This window comes from Xanthomonas sp. WHRI 8932A, from assembly GCF_035012785.1.
Classification (GTDB): domain Bacteria; phylum Pseudomonadota; class Gammaproteobacteria; order Xanthomonadales; family Xanthomonadaceae; genus Xanthomonas.
This window is the reverse complement of the sequence record NZ_JAYGQQ010000001.1, coordinates 279,518-302,715: the sequence shown is the minus strand read 5'-3', so window position 1 is coordinate 302,715 and position 23,198 is coordinate 279,518. Positions and strand designations below refer to the sequence as shown.

The window sequence follows — 23,198 nt, the reverse complement described above, 5'->3', positions numbered from 1 at the left end:
GTGTCCTGCAAAAAACGCTGTCGCGGGTCGTTCAGATTCAGCCCGGATCGGCGATAATCTGGGGCATGAGCGTCAATCTAAAAACCAAAGAAGAAATCGAACTGATGCGCATCGCCGGCCGCCTGGCCGCCGAGGTGCTCGACATCGTTGGCCCGCACGTCAAGCCGGGCGTGACCACTGCCGAGCTCGACCGCATCTGCCACGACCACATCGTCAACGTGCAGGGCACCATTCCTGCAAACGTTGGCTATCGCGGCTTTCCCAAGAGCGTATGCACCTCGGTCAATAACGTGATCTGTCACGGCATTCCGAGCGCGGCCAAGGTGTTGAAGGAAGGCGACATCGTCAATATCGATGTCACCGTGATCAAGGACGGCTGGCACGGCGACACCAGCCGCATGTATTACGTGGGCACGCCGTCGGTGATGGCCAAACGCCTCGTGGACACCACGTATGAAGCGATGTGGCGCGGCATCCGCGCGGTCAAGCCGGGCGCCACGCTGGGCGATGTGGGCCATGCGATCCAGAAGTTTGCCGAGGCCGAACGTTTCAGCGTGGTGCGCGACTACTGCGGCCACGGCATCGGCAAGGTCTATCACGACGAACCGCAGGTGATGCATTACGGCCGTCCGGGCGAAGGCCTGGTGCTCAAGCCGGGCATGACCTTCACCATCGAGCCGATGATCAACGAAGGCACCTATCACCATAAGACACTGCCCGACGGCTGGACCGTGGTCACCAAGGATCGCAAGTTGTCCGCGCAGTGGGAGCACATGGTCGCAGTGACCGAAGACGGCGTGGATGTGCTGACGCTGTCTGCCAATTCGCCCGCGCCGGTATGACGGCCACGCCGGCGGATCGACCCGACCCGGGCGTCGCCGGCGATGCGGAATGGGCCGCGCAGGCCCGTCCGCTGCTGGTGCACGCGGACATGCGGCTGTGCAAACGCTTCGATCAGGGCGAACCGATCGAACGGTTGGTTGCGCTACGCGCACGCGCGGTCGACCAGTTGATGCGCAACGCCTGGACCCGCTGTATTCCGGCCGATAGCGGCCTGTCGCTGCATGCGGTCGGTGGGTATGGCCGCGGCGAGCTGTTTCCGCGTTCGGACGTGGACGTGCTGGTGTTGGGTGACACCGCCGTGCAGCAGCATCACGAGCAGGCGCTGGCGCGGTTGTTCGCTTTGTTGTGGGATGTGGGCCTGCCGATCAGTCACGCGGTGCGCTCGCCGGCGCAATGCACCGCCGCTGCGATCGATCAGACCGTGCTCACCGCATTGATCGAGTCGCGGCCGTTGGTGGCCGATGGAGACGCGCGTGCGGCGCTGTCTGCGGCGATCGCGCCGCAATGGGTGTGGCCGCCGCGCGATTTCTTCCAGGCCAAGCGCGAAGAATTGCTGGCGCGGCATCAGCGCTTTGGCGACACCGCCGACAATCTCGAACCCGACATCAAGGACGGCCCGGGTGGCCTGCGCGATTTGCAGACCCTGGGCTGGATGGCGTTGCGCGCGTTCGGGGTCAAGGATCTGGAAGCGTTGGTCGGGCTGGGCCATGTCGGCTTCGACGAAGCGGCTGCGTTGCGGCGCGAGCGCGAAGAATTGGCGCGGCTGCGCTTCGGGCTGCACATCGTGGCCAACCGGCCGGAAGAACGCCTGCGTTTCGATTATCAAAAGACCCTGGCGCAGCGGCTGGGCTTTGCCGACGACCCGGAAAGCCTGGGCGTCGAAAAAATGATGCAGCGCTTCTACCGCAGCGCTGCGTTGATCCGCCGGATCAGCGACCGGCTGCTGCAGCGCTTCGAAGAACAGTTCGATGGCGAGGCGGTACCGGAGCCGTTGGACGACGGCTTCAGCCTGCGTCGTGGTTACCTGGCCGCCGATGCCGACAGCTGGCCGGATGGCGATGTGCTGCGGGTATTCGCGCTGTTTGCGCAGTGGGCCGCGCATCGCGATGTGCGCGGGTTGCACTCGTTGACCGCACGCGCGCTGGCCGAAGTGCTGCAGCAACTGCCGGCTTACGACGTAGCCGATGCCGCCACGCGCGACCGTTTCATGGCGCTGCTGCGCGGCCCGCGTGCGGTGGAAACGCTCAATCGCATGGCGCGGCTGGGTGTGCTGGGGCAGTGGATTCCGGCGTTTGCCAGTGTGTCCGGTCGCATGCAGTTCGATCTGTTTCACGTCTACACGGTGGACCAGCACACATTGATGGTGCTGCGGAACATCGCGCTGTTCGCCGCCGGCCGTGCCGACGAGCGTTTTTCGATCACCCACGAAGTCTGGCCGCGTCTGCGCAAGCCGGAATTGCTGCTGCTGGCCGGGTTGTTTCACGACATCGCCAAAGGCCGCGGTGGAGATCACTCCGAACTAGGCGCAGTCGATGCGCGCGCGTTCTGTCTTGCGCATCGGCTCAGCGAAGGCGATACCGAACTGGTGACCTGGCTGGTGGAGCAGCACTTGCGCATGTCGGTGACCGCGCAAAAGCAGGACATCTCCGATCCGGAGGTGATCCATCGCTTCGCCACCCTGGTCGGCACTCGCGAGCGTCTGGATTATCTGTATCTGTTGACCTGCGCCGACATCGCCGGCACCAGCCCCAAGTTGTGGAATGCGTGGAAGGACCGGTTGCTGGCGGATCTGTATTTCGCCGCGCGTCGCGCGCTGCGCGAAGGCCTGGAACATCCGCCGCCGCGCGAGGAACGCTTGCGCGAAGCGCGCGACTCCGCACGCGCGCTGATGCAGGCGCAAGGCCATGACGATGCCACCATCGATCGCCAGTTCGCCGGCATGCCGGATGAAAACTTCCTGCGCTTCCGTCCCGAGCAGCTCGCCTGGCAGGCCGTCTCGCTGATCGAAGTGCAGATCGGCCAGACCCTGGTCAAAGCGCGTCGTGCGGTGCCGGACAACGATGCGTTGGAACTGTTCGTGTATTCGCCAGACCGCGATGGCCTGTTTTCGGCGATCGTCGCCACGCTGGATCGCAAGGGCTACGGCATCCACCGCGCGCGCGTGCTGGACGCGCCGCACGATGCGATCTTCGACGTGTTCGAAGTGCTGCCGCAGGAAGGCTATGCCGATGGCGATCCGCAGCGTCTTGCCGCTGCGCTACGCCAGGTGCTGGCCGGCGACCTGCAAAAAGTACGGCCATCGCGGCGTGCCGTGCCGCGCCAGTTGCGGCATTTCCGCTTTGCGCCGCGCGTGGAATTCAGCGAAAGCGCCGGCGGCCGCCGCACCCGCATCAGTCTGGTCGCCCCCGATCGCCCCGGCCTGCTGGCCGATGTGGCGTATGTCCTGCGCATGCAACAGCTGCGCGTGCACGACGCGCGCATCGCCACCTTTGGCGAGCGTGCGGAAGATCAGTTCCAGATCACCGACGAGCACGATCGCCCGTTGTCCGAATCCGCCCGGCAGGCCCTGCGCGATGCGTTGTGCGCCTGTCTCGACCCCGCCTAGTACGTCCGGAGACCCCCATGGCCACCACCAAGAAGACCGCGCGAAAGCCCGGCGCGACCACCGCCAGCGCCGCACCCAAGCGCGCAGCCACCTCCACCGCCAAGGCCGGCAAGACGCCCGCAGCAGACACGACCAAACCGGTCGCGAGCGTCGGCAAGAAGGGCGCCGTCAAGACGGCGGCGGTCAAGACCGCGCCGGTCAAGAACACCGCTGTAAACAAGGCTGCTGTAAAGAAAATCGCTGCAAAGAAGACGGCCGATGCACCGCGCGTGGCCAGGCAGGCGACCGGCGTGGTGTCGGCGCCAGCTGCAAAGAAAGCGGCCGCTGCAAAGAAACGGCCGATTGCCGAGCAGGCCGTGCAGAGCGCGGCATCCCATGTGGGCAGCGATGAACTGAAGTTCGGCATCGAAAGCGCCTTCGAGCGCCGTGCCACCTTGACGATGGATGAGATCGACGGCTCCACCCGCGCGATCGTCACCCGCGTGATCGATGGCCTGGAGAGCGGCGAATTCCGCGTGGCCGAGCCGGACGGGCAGGGCGGCTGGACCGTCAACGAGTGGTTGAAGAAAGCTGTGCTGCTGTATTTCCGCGTCAACGAGATGGCGGTAATCGACGCCCAGCCGGCGCCGTTCTGGGACAAGGTGGAATCGCGCTTTGCCGGCTTCCATGAAGCCGACTTCCGCAAGGCCGGCGTGCGCGTGGTGCCCGGTGCGGTCGCGCGTCGCGGCACCTATTTCGGCAAGGACGTGGTGCTGATGCCGAGCTTCACCAATATCGGCGCCTATGTCGGCGAAGGCACCATGGTTGACACTTGGGCCACGGTGGGCTCGTGCGCGCAGATCGGCAAGCACTGCCATCTGTCCGGCGGTGCCGGCATCGGTGGCGTGCTCGAACCGCTGCAGGCCAGCCCGACCATCATCGAAGACCATTGCTTCATCGGCGCGCGGTCGGAAGTGGTCGAAGGCGTGGTCATCGGCCATCACAGCGTGATCGGCATGGGCGTGTTCATTTCGCAGAGCACGCGTATTTACAACCGCGCTACCGGCGAGATTTCTTACGGCTATGTGCCGCCGTACAGCGTGGTGGTGTCTGGCCAGCTGCCGTCCAAGGACGGCTCGCATTCGCTGTATTGCGCAGTGATCGTCAAGCAGGTGGATGCCAGGACACGCAGCAAGACCAGCGTTAACGAGCTGCTGCGCGGTCTGGCCGATTGAGTACCGCATCCGCCGGCACCCTGCTGTCGCGTCCGGGCAGTGGCTGGATCCGGTGGGGCATCCCGGCCCTGTGGCTGGGATGGGCTGCGGTCTACGTGGCGGGCTCGCTGGCGCGCGACGGCGTGCCGCAGCAGCTGGACGTGCTGCGCTGGCTGGCGCCTGTCGCCATGCTTGGGCTGACCGTGCGGCATATCGTGTTGTGCAGGCGATGGGCGCAGGTGCGCGATGCCGGCGATGCACTGGAGATCGTGCAGCAGGGGCGGTCGCAGCGTGTGGACCTTGCACAGTTGCGTGCGGTCGATCCGGCCTGGCTGGTTCCACCGGTGCGGCTGGCGTTGAAATTCCACGGTGAGCGCGCACGGGTGGTGTTCCTGCCTGCGCGCGGGCAAGACCCCACCGCGTTGGCCACCACCTTGCTGGCGCGTGCAGGCGCGCACCATGCAGTTGAAGAGAGCACGACATGACCACGTTGTATGGATTGAAGAACTGCGACACCTGCAAGAAGGCCACCAAGTGGCTGGACCGCTTCGGTGTCGCTTACTCGTTTGTGGATTACCGCGACAACAAGCCCTCGCCGGAGACACTGTTGGAGTGGGCCGGCAAAGCGGGTGGATTCGATGCCTTGATCAACAAGTCGTCCACCACCTGGCGGCAGCTGCCCGACAACAAGAAGGCGCCCGGCTCGGAGGCGGAGTGGAAGCTGTTATTGCGCGAGTACCCGCAGTTGATCCGCCGGCCGGTGGTCGTCACCGATGATGGTGCATTGACCCAGGGCTTTTCCGATAACGGCTTCAAGAAAGCGTTTGGTGTGGGCTGAGCAGCTGCAGTCGCGACGCTGCCGGCAATGCCGCCGCAGCGGTGGCTGCTGCGGTGGCGAAAGACGGCCATGCTGGTTGCAGCTTGCTGCAGCGTAGACCGCAGTACCACGACGCACCGCGCGCGGCGCGGACCTGGTCAGTGCGCTTGCTCTACGCTGTCCATGATCCATCCACGCCGCTGGTGCGGCCTCGCTATGGTGATGTTTCGATGAGTGATGTGCTGGATCTGACCCGTGATTTGATTGCGCGCGCCTCGGTGACCCCGGTGGATGCCGGCTGCCAGGCCGTGATCGCGCAGCGCCTGGCCGCTGCCGGATTCGCCTGCGAGCACCTGCGCTTGGGTGAGGTCGACAATCTGTGGGCCACGCACGGGAGCGGCGCGCCGGTGCTGGTGCTGCTCGGGCATACCGATGTGGTGCCGCCTGGCCCGCGCGAAGCGTGGACCAGCGATCCGTTCGATCCGCAGATCCGCGATGGCGTGCTGTACGGGCGTGGTGCCGCCGATATGAAAGGCAGCGTGGCTGCCTTCGTGATTGCCGCCGAGCAGTTTGTTGCGGCCCATGCGGAGCACCCCGGTACGTTGGCGGTGTTGTTGACCTCCGATGAGGAAGGCGATGCCATCGATGGCGTGCGGCGTGTGGCCGATCTGTTCCGCGAACGTGGGCAAGCGATCGATTGGTGCATCACCGGCGAGCCATCGTCCACCGAGCGACTGGGCGACCTGCTGCGGGTTGGACGCCGCGGTAGCCTGTCCGGCACGCTGACCGTCAACGGCGTGCAGGGCCATGTGGCGTATCCGCACAAGGCGCGCAACCCGATCCATCTGGCAGCGCCCGCGTTGGCCGAATTGGTCGCACGGCGCTGGGACGACGGGTTCGAAAGTTTCCCGCCCACCAGTCTGCAGATTTCCAACATCCATGCCGGCACCGGTGCCAACAACGTGATCCCCGGCGAGCTGCAGGTGGCCTTCAATCTGCGTTACACCCCGCAGTGGGATGCGCCGCGGCTGGAGGCAGAAATCACCGCAGTGCTGGATCGCCATGCGCTGGATTACAGCGTGCGCTGGCACCGCAGCGGCGAGCCGTTCTACACCCCGGAGGGGCGCCTGCGCAGCGTCGCGCGCGAAGTGTTGGGCCAGTTCGCTGGCGCGCCGCCGGAGGAGAGCACCGGCGGTGGCACCTCCGATGCGCGCTTCATCGCGCCGCTGGGCGCGCAATGCATCGAGGTCGGCCCGGTCAACGCGTCGATCCACCAAGTCGACGAGCATGTGCGCGTGGCCGATCTGGGGGCGTTGCCGTCGCTGTACCGCACGCTTGTCAAACGCTTGTTGATCGGTTGAGCAAGCGCTGCGTCGCCGTCGTTGCCGCTGAAACAGTTGCGCCAGCGAAAACGAACGGTTAGCGTCGGTTACATGGTCATCCACCTCGCCAAGCTTAATAACGCCAACCGCAACACGCTGCGCGCGAATAATCGTGCGCGGCCGATGCGGGTCTGCGACTAGGCGAAGTACATCCAAACGCCCAGGAATCAGAAAACCCGCATCGGCCGATGCGGGTTTTTTTTTGGGCGTCACTTCCAAGCAGCATGCTCGTCCATCGGCCATCCATCCCCGCAGTTTGATCAGGAGTGTCTCCATGTGTTCCATCTTCGGCATTTTCGGCCTGCAACCCGGCGACGATCTGCAGGCCCTGCGCCGGCAGGCGCTGGAATGTTCGCAGCGGCAGCGGCATCGCGGTCCGGACTGGAGCGGCGTGTATGTCGACACCGGCGCAATCCTGGTGCACGAGCGGCTGGCCATCGTCGACCCGGCCGGCGGCTCGCAGCCCTTGCTCTCCGAAGATGGGCAGCTGGCCTTGGCGGTGAATGGCGAAATCTATAACCATCGCGAACTCAAGCAGGAGCTGCAGCAGCCGTACGCCTTCCAGACCGGTTCCGATTGCGAGGTGATCAACGCGCTGTATCGCGAAGATGCACCGGCTTCGTATCTCAACCGCCTCAACGGCATCTTTGCGTTCGCACTGTGGGACAAGGCGGCCGGGCGCGTGATCATTGCGCGCGACCCGATCGGCGTGGTGCCGCTGTACTGGGGCCACGATCGCGAAGGCCGCCTGCGCGTGGCCTCCGAGCTGAAATCGTTGGTGGACGATTGCGCCGATGCCGCACAGTTTCCGCCGGGCCATTGGTACGACAGCGCCACCGGTGCATTGAGCCGCTACTACGAACGCGCCTGGCGCGAATACGGCGAAGTGGAAGGCGTGCAGGTGCAACTGCAGGAATTGCGCGAAGCCTTCGAGCGGGCGGTGCATCGTCAGTTGATGACCGACGTGCCATACGGCGTGTTGCTCTCGGGCGGCCTGGATTCGTCGTTGGTTGCAGCCGTCGCCGCGCGCTATGCACGGCATCGCATCGAAGAAAACGACACCACCGAAGCGTGGTGGCCGCGGCTGCATTCGTTCGCGATCGGCCTGAAAGGCTCGCCCGATCTTGCCGCTGCAGAAGTGGCCGCCGCAGCGCTGGGCACCGTGCACCACGGGTTCGAATACACTTTCGAAGAAGGCCTGGACGCGTTGCCTGAAGTGATCCGCCACATCGAAACCTACGACGTCACCACCATTCGCGCGTCCACGCCGATGTTTCTGCTGGCGCGGCGCATAAAGGCGATGGGCGTCAAGATGGTGCTGTCTGGCGAAGGCAGCGACGAAATCTTTGGCGGCTATTTGTATTTCCACAAGGCACCGAACGCGCGCGAATTCCATGAGGAATTGGTACGTAAGCTGGATGCACTCAACAACTTCGATTGCCTGCGCGCCAACAAGTCGATGATGGCTTGGGGCGTTGAGCCACGCGTGCCGTTCCTGGACCGCGAGTTCCTGGATGTGGCCATGCGCATGGATGCCAGCTTCAAGATGATCGACAAGACCAGCACCGGCGCCACGCGTATGGAAAAGGGCGTGCTGCGCGAAGCGTTCGCCGGTTATCTGCCGGAATCGATCCTGTGGCGGCAGAAAGAGCAGTTCAGCGATGGCGTGGGCTACGGCTGGATCGATGGGCTCAAGGCGCATGCCGCCGCGCATGTGAGCGACCGCGAGCTGGCTGCGGCCGACCGGCGTTTTCCGGTCAACCCGCCGCAGACCAAGGAAGCGTATTTCTATCGCAGCCTGTTCGAGCAGTTTTTCCCGAGCCAGGCGGCGGCAGAAACGGTGCCGGGCGGCAAGTCGATTGCGTGCTCGTCGCCGACCGCGATTGCCTGGGATGCGAGTTTTGCCGCGATGGCCGACCCGTCGGGCCGTGCGATCGCCGGCGTGCACGAACAGGCACTGGCCTCATAACGCGCGTTGCAACTGCAGCAGCCGGCATGCGCCAACGCGCTGCCGGCCGCTCTGTAGTGCACGTGTTTATTGCTCGTGGCGCACGCAATAGCCGTAGCGCTGCGGCTCGATATCCACACCGGCCACATCGGCCTGGTTGTTGCGCCACAGGTTGGGCTTGAAGTCGGCCGCGGTGCAGTTGGCGGCACGGTCCACACCGATGGTGTAGGTGAACGGCGTATTGGAGAAGCGGTTGTTCTCGAACACGTTGTCCTGACTCATGCTGTTGTCCCAGCACAGGATTTCCGGCGTGCGATAGCGGATGGCGCAGGCCAGGAACACGCCGGCCACCTTGTTGCCATCGAACACGTTGTTGCTGAAGCGGTTGCGCCGCGCATCGGACAGATAGATGCCCTGGCTGCCGTTACGTTCGAAGCGGTTGTTGCGGATCTCGCTGTCTTCCAGATGTTCGGTGGTCAACCCGGCCGCCACGTTGTCGTGGATGTAGTTGTTGACCATGGTGACCTTGGCGGTGCGGTTGAACGACACGCCGTCCCAGATCGCGCCAGACACATCGTTGTTTTCAATGGTGATCTCGCGCGTGTCGTATTCGCTCAACAGACAGGCGCTACGGCACTTGTTGACCTGCAACCCCGCCAGGCGAATGCCTTGGCCGGAGCGCACCACCACCGCGCTGTTGCTCAAGTACGGGCGCTCGGGCATGAATTCCTTGTCGCCGGTGCTGGCAACGATCTGCATGTCTTCGATGCTGACATTGCGGATTACACCGGTCGGCTGCTGATTTTCGTAGTCGCCCACCACCAGTGCCGGTTGCTGCACGCCATCGGCCATACGCACTACCGTGCTTGGGCCTTTGCCGCGCAAGGTCAGGTTGCCGCGGTGGATCGAGATCAGCCCACGCAGCGGAAATTCGCCTTTTTCCAGGCACAACACCGACGGCGTATCGCCTTGCGGGAGTTTATCGATGGCCTTTTGCAGATCCTGCCCCGGCTTCACCTTGGCGGTGCAGCTGGCGACAGGCGCGTCGGGTGGGCCGGATGTGGCCGGTGGTGCGGCCGAGCAGGCGGCTGCAAACACCAAGGGCAACAGGGCGGAAACGGAGCGGGCAAGCTGAGGCATGCGGATTCCGGTCAGTGAGGGGAGGGGTGCGATCGGTGTGGAGAGATCTTCAGATCGCGACGGCCTCTAGTGTGTCCCACCGAACGTTAAGTTCCAGCCCATGACGGCCTGCGCGATTCGGCGCAGGTTCATTGCGTGGCAATCGTGCGCAGTGCAACTGTGCTTCAACGCGCAGTTGCGGTGGTGGCGAGTGCGTGTTGCATGGACGCAAGCGTGATCGTGATGGCGATGCTTGCCGGAGGGCGACGTCGGCGTTGCAAGCGTCCGTGCTGCAGATGTTTGAGCGACGAGTCGCCGCGCTCAGAAGGTATAGGCCAACTGCGCATAGATGCGTCGCGGCTCGCCCGGAAAGTGCCCGCCACGCGCATTGAAGCCGCTCATCGCGTACACCTTGTCGAATAGATTCTTGACGTTGATCTGCAGCTTCCATGCGTCCCATTGCGTCTGCCAGCTGATGTCGTAGATGGCGTACGGCTTCACGCGCTGGCCGTCCAGGCTGACGCGCTCGCCCACATAGTCGGCGCCGAAGGCCACCGCCGAGCGCCAGGCCGGCAAGTCGTAGCGGGTCCACAGCCCGAGCGTGTTGCGCGGTGCGTTGGCGAAGCGATCGCCCGATGCATTGGTGATGCCGTCGCTACCGGCATCGAGCACGCGCGCATCGTTGTAGGCGTAGGTCAGGTTGAGCACCCAGCGCTGGGTCAGATCTGCCAGCAGGTCGACCTCCAGCCCTTCGCTGCGCACCAGGCCCAGCGCAGATAGTTGGTTGACGCCATCGACGACGCTGCCATTGGCCTGCACGATGTTGCTGCGCTCGATGCGATACAGCGCGGTGTTGAGCGTCAGCCCGCCATCGTTGAGCGCGGTCTTCAGGCCAAGCTCCCATTGCTTGCTGCGCTCCGGGTCGAACGGCCCGCCGACGCTCGCATCCTGATTTGCCGCGTCCTGCGGCACAAACCCGCTGGCATAACTCGCATAGGCATTGACGCCATCGCGCAGCACGAAAGTGCTGCCCACGCGCCAGCTGAGGTCGTTGCCGGTGATGCGCGAACCATCTAGCAGGTTGTCGTCCTTGAAGCCATCCCAGCGCAGTCCGGCCATCGCATACCAGCGTGGGGTCAACGTCAGTTCGTCCTGTAAATACGCGCCGTAGCGCAGGCTACGCGTGCTGGTGGCACGCCAGGGCAGCGTGTCCAGGCCGTAATCGTAAAAGCCGCTGCGCCCGTAGACCGGGTTGAACAGGTCGATGCCCGGCACCGGCCCGCGCACGCGTCCGCTATCTGCGGTGTTGGCTGTTTGTGCGCGGAAATCGGCGTCCAGTCGATAGTAATCGGCGCCCATCAGCAGCTTGTGTGCGATGGCACCGGTGCTGGTGCGGAACACCGCATTGACGTTGCTGGAAATGGCATCGTTGTCGCGGTACTGGTTGCGCAACTGCCGCGTCATCCACTCGGCGGTGCCGTCGCGATCGCGGTCGATCAAGCCCATCGGCTCGTGATAGATCTGATGCTCATCGTTTTTGAACCAGCGCAGCGCCATGTCCACATCCCACGCGCTGGAGGGTGCAAACCGATACTGCGCGAAGGCGACCTTGGCGCGCATGTCGAGAAAATCGGTGGGCTCGTTGTGGTTCCAGCGACGGTCGGTGAGGAAGTTGCCGTCGTCATCGACCGGCACGCCGCGCAGGCGATTGCCGCCCAGGTTCTGGGTGATATCGGTGTATTGCAGGGTGAGCTCGCCGGTGTCGCCGACATCGAAGGCCACCGAGGCATCGCCGATCTGGCTTTGGCTATCGGTGTTCCGGCGAAAGCCATCCTCGCCATCGGCATAGGCGCCGATGCGATAGCGGATGCGGCCGTCTTCGCGTGCCGGACCAGTGGCTTCGAACGACGCTGCGCCGAACGATTGATTGCCCAGCTGCAGCTCCACCCGCCGCTGCGGCTGGTGCGCAGGCTTGCGGGTGACGTAATTGATGACGCCGCCGGGTTCGCCGCCGCCATACAACGCACCGGCCGGACCCTTGAGCACTTCCACGCGTTCGATGTTGAACAGCTGCGGCACCGAAAAACCGGCATACGGATCGCCACGCAGACCGTCATACAGCACGTTTTCCTGGCGAAAACCCCGCAAGGTGACGCCCGCGTAGCTGAAGAAACTGATGCCGCTGATGCTGCGATACAGATCGGTGATCTGGCGCGCGGCCTGGTCGTCGATCAACTCGCGCGGCAGCACCTGCACCGATTGCGGCACCAGCGCCAGCGGCGTGTCGGTACGCGTGGCGACCGCTGCATCGTCGGATTTGTATAACGTCTGCGCCCGACCGACCACGTTGACGCCATCCAGTTCGGTGACCGCAGGCGAGGTGCTGGTGTGCTGAGCGAAAGCGGAGGGCGAGGGCAGGGCGAGCGCAGCGGTCAGCGCGGTGACAAGAAGCGTGGGGCGCATTGGTCGTTAATGATAATGGTTATCAAATGCATCTTATCATGATGTGCTCGCTTGATCACATGCCCTGCCAGCCGTGCGGATGCCTGGACGCTGAAACGTGCAGATGTGCGAGGTGCAGCATCCAAAACGCCAAACGCCAAACGCCAAACGCCAAACGCACCTCATAGGCGTGGCTAACAGAACGTAGCGAGCAGTCGTCAGGCGGGGGCGCGGAGTAACCGGAGCGTACGCGTGGTCCATACCGCATCGAGCACCGGCCGCGCCCGCCTGGTGGCTGCACAGTCCTTTTGTTAGCTGTTCTAAATGCAGGCGTCAGAAGTGCAGCGCTCTCCTGCTTCCGATGGGAGAAGGTGCCCGAAGGGCGGATGAGGGGACACACGAAGCCTCGTGGTGTTTGTCATGCACAAGCCGCTTGCAACAAGCCGAGGATGCGTCGCATCGCATGCCATCGGTCGCATGCGTGCGCACGTACCCTCACCCCAACCCCTCTCCCGCAGGAGAGGGGCTACTGCGGCTCGACCATTTCTTCGCTTGCGTCGAGACCGGTATCCGACAAATCGGACAACACCAGCGCGCCTACTGCGGCTGCAAACGCAGCGTGTGCGTTGTGGTGGTCGGCAGGTCTCCCGCAGGAGAGGTGCTACTGCAGCTCAATCATTCTTCGCTTGCATCGAGACCGGTATCCGACAGATCGGACAACGCCAGCGCGCTTACTGCGGCTGCAAACGCAGCGTGTGGGTTGTGGTGGTCGGCAGGAACGGAGTCGGACGGCCGTGGACCCAGTCGTCGTGGCCGGCGCCCCAGAACGGCGATAGTGGGTGGCCGCTCTGGCCGCCGGGCATGTGCACGATGCCGTCCTGCTCGTGGCCGGGCGACACCACCATGCGTTCGGAGGCGCCAAAGGCCGGACCCTGGACGCGCGGCATGTCGCGGTCGCCTGGGAGTTGGTCGGCCGGCATGCATAGCCAGCGCGCGGCCAATGCCGGCAGCGCGCGGGCGATCGGGTGGCAGATGGCGGCGGTGTTGCGCTCGCCCCAGGTGCGTTTGTCGAGTGGCTGGCCTGGGTCGGCCTGCGCCACCAACTCTGCTTGCGCATTGCGTGCAGCATCGCTCAGCAATTGGTCCCAGCTTGCAAAGGCAGGCGGCAGCAGGTTGGCGGGGCGCTGCTGCAAGATCGGCCAGACGATGCCTTCCAGCTGTGCGCGGCGCGGCGTCAGGAACTGCTCGCCCAATGCGGATTGGGCGGGCGCCAGCAGACCGGCTTCTACCGCATCGATGGTCTTGCTGCGGAAATCGCGCACGATGCGGTAGCTGGCCGACGTGGTGGATGCATGGCCATCCCACTGGCGCGTTGCTTGTTCGATCTGCTGCAACGCCGGGTCTTTGCTGTGCTCGACAACGCTGCGCAACAGCTGCCACCACCGCGTCAGCAACAGCGCACGGTCGTCCAGCTGGATCGCTAGCAGATCGCGCTCGCTAAAGCGCTGCTTTGCGAACAAGTCGTCGCGGATCTGCTGCGCACGCGCGCCGAGGTCGTAGCCGGCATTGCCAAGCGTGGCCAGTTGTTGCGTATCGACCACGCGGCTATTGGCTGTCCATAGCCGATGCGAGGGCGGGTCGACCAATGCCGGCGCCGCATCGCTGCGCACCGGCCATGGCATGCAGGTGGCAGGTGGTGTGCCGGTCTGCGCAGGAGGTGTGGGCAAGGTCGGCTGCGCTGCGGGGGGCGCAAGCTCGGCAATGCCGGTCGGGCCGCATCCGGCGTTGCGTGCAGGACGTGCGCCGATCAGGCGCCAGGCGATGCGCCCGCTGCGGTCGGCCAGCAACAGGTTCTGTGCCGGAATGCCCGAGCGGTCGGCCACTTCAAATGCGCTCTGCAGGTCGCGTGCGCTGCTCATCTGTGCGAAGTCCAGACGGATTGCGCCGGGCAGCTGCGCGGCCCAGCGCAGCGCCAGCAGGCTGCCATCCGGGTTTTCATGCAGGATCGGCCCCCACGCCGTTTCGCGTACGTCCAGGCGCACCGGCGCCGCGCCCGCCACACGAATCGTTTCCACATGCGTGGTCAGCGCTTGCGGATGCTCGGGCGTGGCGGCGGGAATCCGCGCAAAGTCGGCGGTGTCGATATAGCTGTTGGTGAACGCCCAGGCCACATGGCCATTGCTGCCGACCACCACCGCGGGCAGGCCGGGCAGGGTGAAGCCGGTGACGTCCACCTTGCCGTCTGCCGCCGCGGCGTCGGGATAGCGCAGCCGCGCGCGGAACCAGATATTGGGCGCGCGCAGGCCCAGATGCATGTCGTCGGCGACGATGGCGCGGCCGTCGGCAGTGAGGCTGCCATCCACTGCAAAATTATTGCTGCCCGGGGTGGGTTGCTCGGCAGGCGGTGTAGCGGGCGGATGCGGCAAGCGACGCAGATCCAGCGCAGCCGCATCGGGTAACACGGCATCGCCGTGCGCGGCGCCGAACAGTGGCGCGTCCCAGCTGGAGCCTTGATGATCGAGTAGCGCCGCCAGGGCGGGCGGCACCACGGCGCGGATGCGCGCGGCAGCCAGTTCGGTCTGATTGTCGCTGTCCTGCAGGTCGGCATACATCGCCAGGCCGGTGAGGATGGAGTCGTCCAACGTCCAGGCGCGCGGGGTCTGGCGCAGCAGCAGATATGGCCACGGCCGCACCGGCAGCGCGGCCAGACCTGCATTCACGCCGTCGGTGTAGGCCTGCAGAGCCGCGCGCTGGCTGCCGGCGGCGATGTCCAGGTTGGCATGCACGCGTGCGCGCAGCCGATGCACGCGGTTGCGCTTGTCCAGATCCACCGCTTTGGGGCCGAACAGTTCGGACAATTCACCGGCAGGCGCGCGGCGCATCAGATCCATCTCGAAATAGCGCTCCTGCGCATGCACGTAGCCGAGTGCGCGCATCGCATCGGCCTGGCTGGCCGCGTCGATGGTGACCACGCCGTTGTGGTCGCGCTGCACGCCGACTGGGGCGGTCAGGCCGGTCAAGGGCGTCTCGCCGTCCAACTGCGCCAGGCTGCCGCGCAGCAGCAGATACAGCGTCAGGCCGGCGGCGAGCACCAGCACCACAGTTGCCAACATCAGCCGGGTCAGCCATTTGCGCATCGTCTATTCCTTGGAGCGTGGTTCGTGGGTAGCCGACAGACCTGGGCGGGCAGTGGGGCGGGAGCAGCAGCACCGGCGCATCAAGTGCAGTGCCGGCCGATACCGCCCGTTTGCGGCTGCGCCGTGGTGGTGTGGGGCGTCTCAGTGTGGCCGCAGATCATGACCGCGACGGGTCTTGCCGCAAGCGCAACTGAAAGTGATTCCGATTAGATCATTGCCCGCCGGCTTAGTGCACCATGCGCGCATTGCGTTGCTGGAGCACACCATGAAAGGCCATCCCGAAGTCGTCGATTACCTCAAGCAGCTGCTACGCGGCGAACTGGCGGCACGCGACCAGTATTTTCTGCATTCGCGCCGCTACGAGGATCAGGGCCTGATGGCGCTGTACGAGCGCATCAACCATGAGATGCAGGAAGAGACCGAGCACGCCGACGCGTTGCTGCGTCGCATCCTGTTCCTGGAAGGCGACCCGGATATGCGTCCCGCGGAGTTTGCGCCAGGCAAGACCGTGGTCGAGATGCTCGAGCGCGATTTGGTGGTGGAATACGAAGTACGCGCGGCGCTCGCTGCCGGCATGAAGCTGTGCGAAGAGCACGGCGATTACGTCAGCCGCGACATGCTGCTCAAGCAGCTGCAGGACACCGAAGAAGATCATGCCTGGTGGCTGGAGCAGCAGCTCGGCCTGATCAAGCGGATCGGCCTGGAGCTGTACCAGACCTCGAAGATCGACAAGGGCCACGTGGCCGGTTGATTGCGGGATCGCTGTTGACCGCTGTGCGGTGCAAGGCCGCGCGGCGGTGGCTGAGGTGGCCTCGGCAGATGGGCCAGCGCGATAGACGGCCCATGCATCGATTGCGCCCCGATCGGATGTGCTGATCTCATCGCTCTACCGCTGGTCGAGCTGAGATAGATCGCCGGCTTGGTGTCGGCGTTTTTCGTCAAGGCCGTCCAGGCGTCGAGAGTGGCGTTGCAGACCTTGTCTCGACGTTGCCTGCGGTCAGCCGCGATGTAGCCGACACCGGCGGTGAGGCCGGGTGTCAGCTGCGTTGCAGGCGATACACCGCGGTGGAGAGTGCGGTGACGCCATCGGCACGGAAACGCGGTTCCTGCTCCAGGATGTCGCGCTGTTCCAACTGCTGCACCTGCCATTGCGCCTGAAACAGCGTCTGCACTTCGGCCGCATCCACCGCGAAGGGTGGGCCGGCCTTTTCGGCTTGCGGATAATCCAGCGTAATCAGCAGCCCGCGACACATTGCAGGCAAGCGCGCGTAGGTGGTTTCCAAGTACTGCCGGCGCAGATCCGCCGGCAAGGCCACCAGCGCGGCACGGTCGTAAACCGCCGTGCAATCGGCCAACACGCTTGCGTCCAGCGCAAAGGCGTCGCCGCAGATGATCTCGATGGGGCCGGCGACGAAATGTTCGCCAGCGCTGCTGGTGTGGCCCTGCGGTTGCAGGTTGGCCTCATCGAAGAACTGCGTCACGGCCAGCGGCGATAGCTCTACACCCAGGACACGATGGCCTTGTGCAGCCAGCCAATGCATATCCAGCGTCTTGCCGCAGAGCGGCACCAATACGCGTGCAACGTGTGGCAACTGCAGTGCGGGCCAGTGCTTTTGCAACAGCGGCATCACCTCATCCTGATGAAAGCCGGTCTGCCCGTCCTGCCAGCGCTGTAGCCAGAAATTTGTGTCCATGCTGTTGCCTTGTTGGTTTGCGTTGACGAGTGACGTGGTGGCGGGAATAGCAGTGACATCTCAGATCTAAAGGAGCCGATCAGACCGCACCGCGCCGGGCATCCGCGCGACATGCACACCGACCATCTTGACTGGTCCTTGCCCGCCCGCCGTCGCGGGACCTTATGCGGCATGGATGCCGCATAAGAGCTTACATGGACGTACTTGCAGCGTGTCCTGCGATGGTGGGCGGGCAAGGGCCCTGCAGTAAATCCGCAGATCAACCACGCTACAACCGACGCATCTGCACCGTGCGAGGCAGAGCTTGAGCTTCAGCGTCGTCTCGTTGTTCCAAGCCGAGCTGATCGAGGGCGCGATGCCCTCAGCGCTCGCGGGACACGTCGTATATCCATCCATGGAGACTCCGTGGCGACATCCATGTCGCCACAGGGTCCCGAGAGCGCTGAGGACATCGCACCTGCAATTTGGCCGTGTGCTGATAGGAACCACAACGCCGGCCGCGCCTATCTGGCGGTGATTTTATTAGCCACTCAAAACGCCCGGACAACGTGCAGTCGCGCGGCGCGTCAGCGAACCACCGTTACTGAGCTTCCAGCCTGTCCACCTTTTGTTGCGCCTCAGTGAATCAGGGCTCAGCGTCAGTGCCAATCGCGCCGCCGTGCATCACCGCGATGACAGGCCGTTACTGCACTTCCAGGCCATCCACCTTTTGCCGCGCCTCAGTGAAACGCGGCGGCGGCAATAATGCCAACCGCGCCGCCGTGCATCACCGCGATGACAGACCGTTACTGCACTTCCAGTCCATCCACCTTCTGCCACCCTCGCGGCAACAACGAGCCACGACTCGCACGTGCGCCCACATAGGTGTCCAGATCCTTGAACGACAGGCTCATGGTGCGCGCGCCGCTGCGGACCAGCAGGGTGTTGCCCGGTGCCACCGCGACCACCGCCACCACGCGCTCGGTGCTGAGTTTGGCCTTGGGGATCTCGATGATCTTGTTGCCTTTGCCCTTGTCCAGCTCAGGCACGTCGGTGGCCAGCACGGCCAGCAGGTTGCCGGCGCTGGTGACGGCGACGATGCGGTCGGTCTGCGGGTTGCTCACCTGCGCCGGGCTCAGCACATGCGAGCCGGCGGTCAGGTTGAGCATCGCCTTGCCGGCTTTGTTGCGGCCGGTGAGGTTTTCGAAACGGGTCACGAAGCCGTAGCCGTGCGAGGACGCCAGCACGAAGCGGGTGGCGTTGTCGGCACTGGCCATGACCTGGAACGATGCGCCGGAGGCCGGCGAAAAACGCCCGGTCAGCGGTTCGCCGTTACCACGCGCAGATGGCAGGGTATGCACGGCAGTGGAATAGGCGCGGCCGTCCGAATCCAGAAACGCCACCTGATGCGTGCTGCGGCTACGCACCGCGGTCAGCAGGCTGTCGCCATCGCGGTACGACATGCCGGCCGGATCGACCTCGTGGCCCTTGGCTGCGCGCACCCAGCCCTTTTCCGACAGCACTACCGTCATCGGTTCGCTGGCGACCATCTCGGTTTCGTCGATCGCTTGCGCCGCGCCGCGCTGCACCAGCGGCGAGCGACGCGCGTCGCCGAACTTCTTGGCGTCGGCGGTGAGCTCGTCCTTGATCAGCTTCTTTAGCTTGGTCTTGCTTTCCAGGATGGCCATCAACTGCGCGCGTTCCTTGGCCAGCGCTTCCTGCTCGCCGCGGATCTTCATTTCTTCCAGGCGCGCCAACTGACGCAGCTTGGTTTCCAGGATGTATTCGGCCTGTTCCTCGCTGAGCGCGAAACGGGCGATCAACACCGGCTTGGGTTCGTCTTCGCTGCGGACGATGCGGATCACTTCGTCCAGATTGAGGAAAGCGATCAACAAGCCTTCCAACAGGTGCAGGCGACGCTCGACCTTCTGCAGGCGATGGTTGAGGCGCCGGGTGACGGTGTCGCTGCGGAAGGTCAGCCACTCCGTCAGCAGCTGGCGCAGGTTTTTGACCTTCGGGCGGCCATCCAGACCGATCACATTGAGATTGACGCGGTAGCTGCGTTCCAGATCGGTGGTGACGAACAAGTGGCCCATCAACTGCTCGGCATCCACGCGATTGGAGCGCGGCACCAGGACGACACGCACCGGGCTGGTGTGGTCGGATTCGTCGCGGATATCTTCCAGCCACGGCAGCTTCTTGGCGCGCATCTGTTGGGCGATCTGTTCGATCACCTTGGACGGCGACACCTGATACGGCAGCGCATCGATGACGATGTTGGCGTGTTCCCGTTTATAGGTGGAACGTGCGCGCACGCTGCCATGGCCGGTCTCGTAGATGGCGCGCAGGTCGGCGGCCGGGGTAATGATCTCCGCGGTGGTCGGGTAGTCCGGGCCCAGCACGTGTTCGCACAGCTCGGCGACCGTGGCATCGGGGTCGTCGAGCAGGCGCAGCAGCGCGCTGACGATCTCGTTGAGGTTGTGCGGTGGTACGTCGGTGGCCATGCCGACGGCAATGCCGGTGGTGCCGTTGAGCAGCAGGTGCGGCAGGCGCGCCGGCAACCAGGTCGGCTCTTCCAGGGTGCCGTCGAAGTTGGCCGCCCAGTCGGTGGTGCCCTGGCTGATCTCGCCCAGCAGCACTTCGGCGATTGGGGTGAGCTTGGATTCGGTGTAACGCATCGCCGCAAACGACTTGGGGTCGTCGGTGGAGCCGAAGTTGCCCTGGCCTTCGATCAGTGGGTAGCGGTACGAGAACGGCTGCGCCATCAGCACCAGCGCTTCGTAGCACGCGCTATCGCCGTGCGGATGGTACTTACCGATGACATCGCCCACGGTGCGCGCGGACTTCTTCGGCTTGGCGGCCGCGTTCAGGCCGAGCTCGCTCATCGCGAAGATGATGCGGCGCTGCACCGGCTTCAGGCCATCGCCCAGGAACGGCAGGGCGCGGTCGAGCACCACGTACATCGAATAATCGAGATAGGCGCGTTCGGCGTACTCGCGCAGCGGCAGCTGTTCGAAGCCGTGGAAGGTGGGGCGGGTCAGATCGGTCATGTAAAGCCAGGTCCTGCGAAAGAAGAACCCGCACCAGAGCGCGGACTCGAAGAGCGCCGATTATCCGGATGCGGCGGGGGATGCCAAGCCGCGCGCGTGGCCGGCGGCCAGATAACGGGTGGGCGGGGCGCCGAAATGGCGGTGAAACACACTGACGAAGGCACTGGGGCTGCTGTAGCCGAGCTGGTCGGCGACCTGCGCCACGGCGCTGCCCTGGCTGAGCCGGCGCAGGCCTTCGGCCAGCCGGGCCTGCTGGCGCCACTGCGCAAAACTCAACCCGGTCTCGTCGCGAAAATGCCGGCTCAGGCTGCGCGGCGACAGCCCGCCCCAATCGGCCCAGGCATCGAGCGGGCGCGGGTCGGCGGGGGTGGCGAGCAATTGCCGGGCAATCCGCAGCAGGCGGCGGTCGGCCGGCATCGGCAGGTGCAGGTGGTCGATCTGGACCTGGCATAGCTCGTCCAGCAGCACCGCGGCCAGCCGCTGCTGGGCGGTATCCAGCGGCTGATCCAGCGGCCAGCTTGCGGCGCGCATGATTGCTTCGCGCGCCAACCCGGTCAGCCGGATCACGCCGCCTTGCGCAGGCAGGGCGGCGCAGGCGTCCGGCCGCACCACCACGCCCCAGCCGCGCATCGGACCGGCCAGCTCCACGGTGTGCTGCTGGCCGGGCGGCATCCAGCCGGCGCAGCCCGGTGGCAGCGACAGCGCGCCTTGCTCGGTGTGCACAGTCAGCACGCCTTGCTCGACAAACATCAGCTGCCCGCGCACATGCGTATGCCAGGCGGTCTCCGGCGCCCACACCGCGCGCAGGTCGGCCAGGAACGCGATCAGCACCGGCCCGTCGGCCCATTCGAAGCTGGCACGTACGCCAGGGGGAAGGGCGTCCACGGTCGTTGGCGGGTTTTCGATAGTCATTGGCCTGATTGTATTACCGGGCCAGGCGGTGTGGCGCGTAAGGTGACGATCCTTGCTGACGGTTTAATCCCGGTTGAGATATTTGCGTTGACAAATATATTTTTCGGAACAAAATGTGTCGCATGAATTCAACCCCCACCGCTCCGCCGTCGTTCGGGTTGCTGTTGCGCCAGGTGCGCGACGCGCTGATGCGTCAGCTCGATGCCGAGATGAAGGGCGAGCTGCCCGACTTCGGTTTCAGTCACTACGTCGGTTTGAAGATCCTGGCAGTGCGTTCGCCCTGCACGGCCAACGAACTGGCGCAGGCGCTGGACCAGACGCCGAGCGCGGTGACCCGCCTGCTCGACAAGCTAGAGGCCTTGGGCGCAGTGCGGCGCGAGCCGCATGCCCAGGACCGGCGCGCGCTGCAGATCGTCATGACCGAGCAGGGCGTGGCGCTGTGGGAACGGCTGCGCTTGCGCGGCGAACGTGCGATCGAGCATGGCCTGCGCGACCTGGATGCCCCTGAGCGCGAGCAACTCACCTCCCTTCTTATCCGTGTCCGCGATGCACTCAACTCATGAACGCTGCTAGTTCCTTCATCCAGACGCTGCGCCCGCGCTCGATGCGCCTGGCGCGGCCGCTTGTTCTTACCGCGTTGACGCTGGCGCTGGCGGCCTGCGCCAGCAGCCGTGGCCTGGCGCCGCAGGGCACCGTGCTCGACGCCAGCCAGTTGCATGCCGAGCGCACCCTGGCGCAAGCCGGGCTGAGCCCGGCCGCATGGCCGGCTAGCGATTGGTGGCGCGCGCTGGGCGATGCGCAATTGAATGCGCTGATCGGCGAAGGCCTGCAGCACAGCCCCAGCCTCGACGCCGCCGACGCGCGCCTGCGCCAGGCACAGGCCCGTATCGGCACCGCGCAGGCCGATCGCGGCCCCAGCCTGTCGGTCTCCGGCGGCTACGCAGGCGTGCAGTTGCCGGAATCGGTGGCCGGTGAGGAACGCGGCGGACGCTTTGGCGGTAACGGTCAGCTGGTGGTGGATTTCCGCTACGGCGTGGACCTGTGGGGCGGCAAGCGCGCCGCCTGGGAAGCGGCGGTGGACACCGCGCACGCGGCCGAGGTGGATGCGCAGGCAGCGCGCCTTAACCTGTCGGCGGCGATCGCCGAAGCCTATGCGCAGCTCGACTACGCCTGGCGTCTGCACGATGTGGCCGACGAAGAACTGGCGCGCTCGCGTAAGACCGTGGAACTCACCCAGCAGCGCCGCAGTGCCGGCATCGACAGCGATCTGCAGCTGCGTCAGGCGCAGGCCCGAGTGCCGGCCGCACAGCAGCAGGTACAGTCGGCGCAGCAGCAGATCGACGAGGCGCGTAACGCGCTGGCGGCGTTGCTTGGCCAGGGCCCGGACCGCGGGCTGGACATCGCACGCCCGGTGCTGGGCGCGACCATCGCCGCGCAGCTGCCGAGCAACCTGCCGGCCGATCTGCTCGGCCGTCGCCCGGACGTGGTGGCTGCGCGCTGGCGCGTGGAGGCGGCCGACAAGGACATCGCCACAGCCAAGACGCGCTTCTATCCCAGCTTCAACATCATCGCCCTGGGCGGCGTGGTGAACCGCGATGTCGGCCAGTTGCTGGAAAGCGCGTCGGTGTTCGGCGTGGTTGCGCCGGCATTGAGCCTGCCGATTTTCGACGGCGGCAAGCTGCGCGCCAGTCTGGCCGGCAGCGACGCGCAGTACGACCTGGCGGTGGCCGACTACAACCAGAAAGTGATCGCGGCGCTGCGCGAAGTGGCCGACCAGGCCAACGCAGTACGTTCGCTGGAGCAACGCGCACGTGCGCAGGACGATGCCGTGCAGACCGCTGCTGCGGCATTCGATCTGGCGCAGCAGCGCTACCGCGCCGGTATCGGCGGCTATCTGGACGTGCTCAGCGTGCAGGAGCAATTGCTCGTCGCACGCCAGCGCATGGCCGGGCTGCAGTCGCAACAACTTTTGGCCTCGGTGAGGTTGCAGCGTGCGCTGGGCGGCGGATTCACGCCGGAGCCCGCACGCGACACCGCACACACCGCGCCCACTTCCGCACAACCGAATTCCTGAGAC

Annotated in this window: 16 protein-coding genes and 1 other RNA gene; 10 read left to right on the top strand and 7 right to left on the bottom strand. The window is 65.1% G+C overall.

All coding sequences use genetic code 11. The features are described from left to right. The first annotated feature begins 65 nt into the window (after positions 1-65). The 7 genes from map to asnB all read left to right on the top strand — a co-directional run bounded on the left by map (position 66) and on the right by asnB (position 8,809). Positions 66-842 (top strand): type I methionyl aminopeptidase, encoded by a 777-nt coding sequence (map, locus tag VC212_RS01320; protein WP_055845099.1) that lies wholly within the window; start codon positions 66-68, stop codon positions 840-842. Continuing rightward, positions 839-3,448, top strand: coding sequence for a [protein-PII] uridylyltransferase (locus VC212_RS01315; RefSeq protein WP_323514123.1), 2,610 nt, complete (start codon positions 839-841; stop codon positions 3,446-3,448). Before map ends, VC212_RS01315 begins: the two co-directional genes overlap by 4 nt. A gap of 17 nt (positions 3,449-3,465) precedes the next feature. Beyond that, positions 3,466-4,662, top strand: a complete 1,197-nt coding sequence (dapD, locus tag VC212_RS01310) for a 2,3,4,5-tetrahydropyridine-2,6-dicarboxylate N-succinyltransferase (RefSeq protein ID WP_323514122.1) — start codon at positions 3,466-3,468, stop codon at positions 4,660-4,662. Next, positions 4,659-5,126 (top strand): hypothetical protein, encoded by a 468-nt coding sequence (locus tag VC212_RS01305; RefSeq protein ID WP_323514121.1) that lies wholly within the window; start codon positions 4,659-4,661, stop codon positions 5,124-5,126. The genes dapD and VC212_RS01305 overlap by 4 nt, the downstream gene beginning before the upstream one ends. Next, positions 5,123-5,479: an arsenate reductase gene (locus VC212_RS01300; protein ID WP_115512125.1), complete on the top strand. Its 357-nt coding sequence runs from the start codon at positions 5,123-5,125 to the stop codon at positions 5,477-5,479. Before VC212_RS01305 ends, VC212_RS01300 begins: the two co-directional genes overlap by 4 nt. Before the next feature lie 209 nt (positions 5,480-5,688). Further along, entirely contained in the window at positions 5,689-6,819 is a 1,131-nt protein-coding gene (dapE, locus tag VC212_RS01295; protein ID WP_323514120.1) for a succinyl-diaminopimelate desuccinylase, read from the top strand. Between the two features lie 295 nt (positions 6,820-7,114). Then, complete coding sequence (asnB, locus tag VC212_RS01290) at positions 7,115-8,809, top strand: asparagine synthase B (protein WP_055845080.1); 1,695 nt, start codon at positions 7,115-7,117, stop codon at positions 8,807-8,809. Between the two features lie 66 nt (positions 8,810-8,875). Here the strand turns inward: asnB and hpaM are convergent, their stop codons facing one another. The 4 genes from hpaM to VC212_RS01270 all read right to left on the bottom strand — a co-directional run bounded on the left by hpaM (position 8,876) and on the right by VC212_RS01270 (position 15,486). Then, positions 8,876-9,928 carry a type III secretion-associated outer membrane-bound protein HpaM gene (hpaM, locus tag VC212_RS01285; RefSeq protein ID WP_323514119.1) on the bottom strand — a complete coding sequence of 351 codons (1,053 nt, stop codon included), beginning with the start codon at positions 9,926-9,928 and terminating at the stop codon, positions 8,876-8,878. 300 nt (positions 9,929-10,228) lie between these two features. After that, entirely contained in the window at positions 10,229-12,370 is a 2,142-nt protein-coding gene (locus VC212_RS01280) for a TonB-dependent siderophore receptor (RefSeq protein WP_323514118.1), read from the bottom strand. A 171-nt stretch (positions 12,371-12,541) separates the two neighbouring features. Beyond that, a non-coding RNA gene (locus VC212_RS01275) (sX9 sRNA) lies at positions 12,542-12,610 on the bottom strand. A 470-nt stretch (positions 12,611-13,080) separates the two neighbouring features. Beyond that, positions 13,081-15,486 (bottom strand): penicillin acylase family protein, encoded by a 2,406-nt coding sequence (locus VC212_RS01270; protein ID WP_323514117.1) that lies wholly within the window; start codon positions 15,484-15,486, stop codon positions 13,081-13,083. A gap of 265 nt (positions 15,487-15,751) precedes the next feature. Between VC212_RS01270 and bfr the strand changes: the two genes are divergently transcribed. Continuing rightward, positions 15,752-16,237 (top strand): bacterioferritin, encoded by a 486-nt coding sequence (bfr, locus tag VC212_RS01265; RefSeq protein ID WP_074059611.1) that lies wholly within the window; start codon positions 15,752-15,754, stop codon positions 16,235-16,237. Positions 16,238-16,523: 286 nt separating this feature from the next. On the opposite strand, the gene VC212_RS01260 is transcribed toward bfr, so the two are convergent. The 3 genes from VC212_RS01260 to VC212_RS01250 form a co-directional block, all read right to left on the bottom strand. Next, entirely contained in the window at positions 16,524-17,180 is a 657-nt protein-coding gene (locus VC212_RS01260) for a thiopurine S-methyltransferase (RefSeq protein ID WP_115527454.1), read from the bottom strand. Positions 17,181-17,965: 785 nt separating this feature from the next. After that, complete coding sequence (gene parC / locus VC212_RS01255; protein ID WP_323514116.1) at positions 17,966-20,209, bottom strand: DNA topoisomerase IV subunit A; 2,244 nt, start codon at positions 20,207-20,209, stop codon at positions 17,966-17,968. Positions 20,210-20,269: 60 nt separating this feature from the next. Continuing rightward, positions 20,270-21,121, bottom strand: coding sequence for a helix-turn-helix transcriptional regulator (locus VC212_RS01250; protein ID WP_055845056.1), 852 nt, complete (start codon positions 21,119-21,121; stop codon positions 20,270-20,272). 122 nt (positions 21,122-21,243) lie between these two features. On the opposite strand from VC212_RS01250, the gene VC212_RS01245 reads away from it, so the two are divergent. Beyond that, entirely contained in the window at positions 21,244-21,684 is a 441-nt protein-coding gene (locus VC212_RS01245; protein ID WP_316691754.1) for a MarR family transcriptional regulator, read from the top strand. Next, complete coding sequence (locus VC212_RS01240) at positions 21,681-23,195, top strand: efflux transporter outer membrane subunit (protein ID WP_323514115.1); 1,515 nt, start codon at positions 21,681-21,683, stop codon at positions 23,193-23,195. The genes VC212_RS01245 and VC212_RS01240 overlap by 4 nt, the downstream gene beginning before the upstream one ends. The last annotated feature ends 3 nt before the right edge of the window (positions 23,196-23,198 follow it).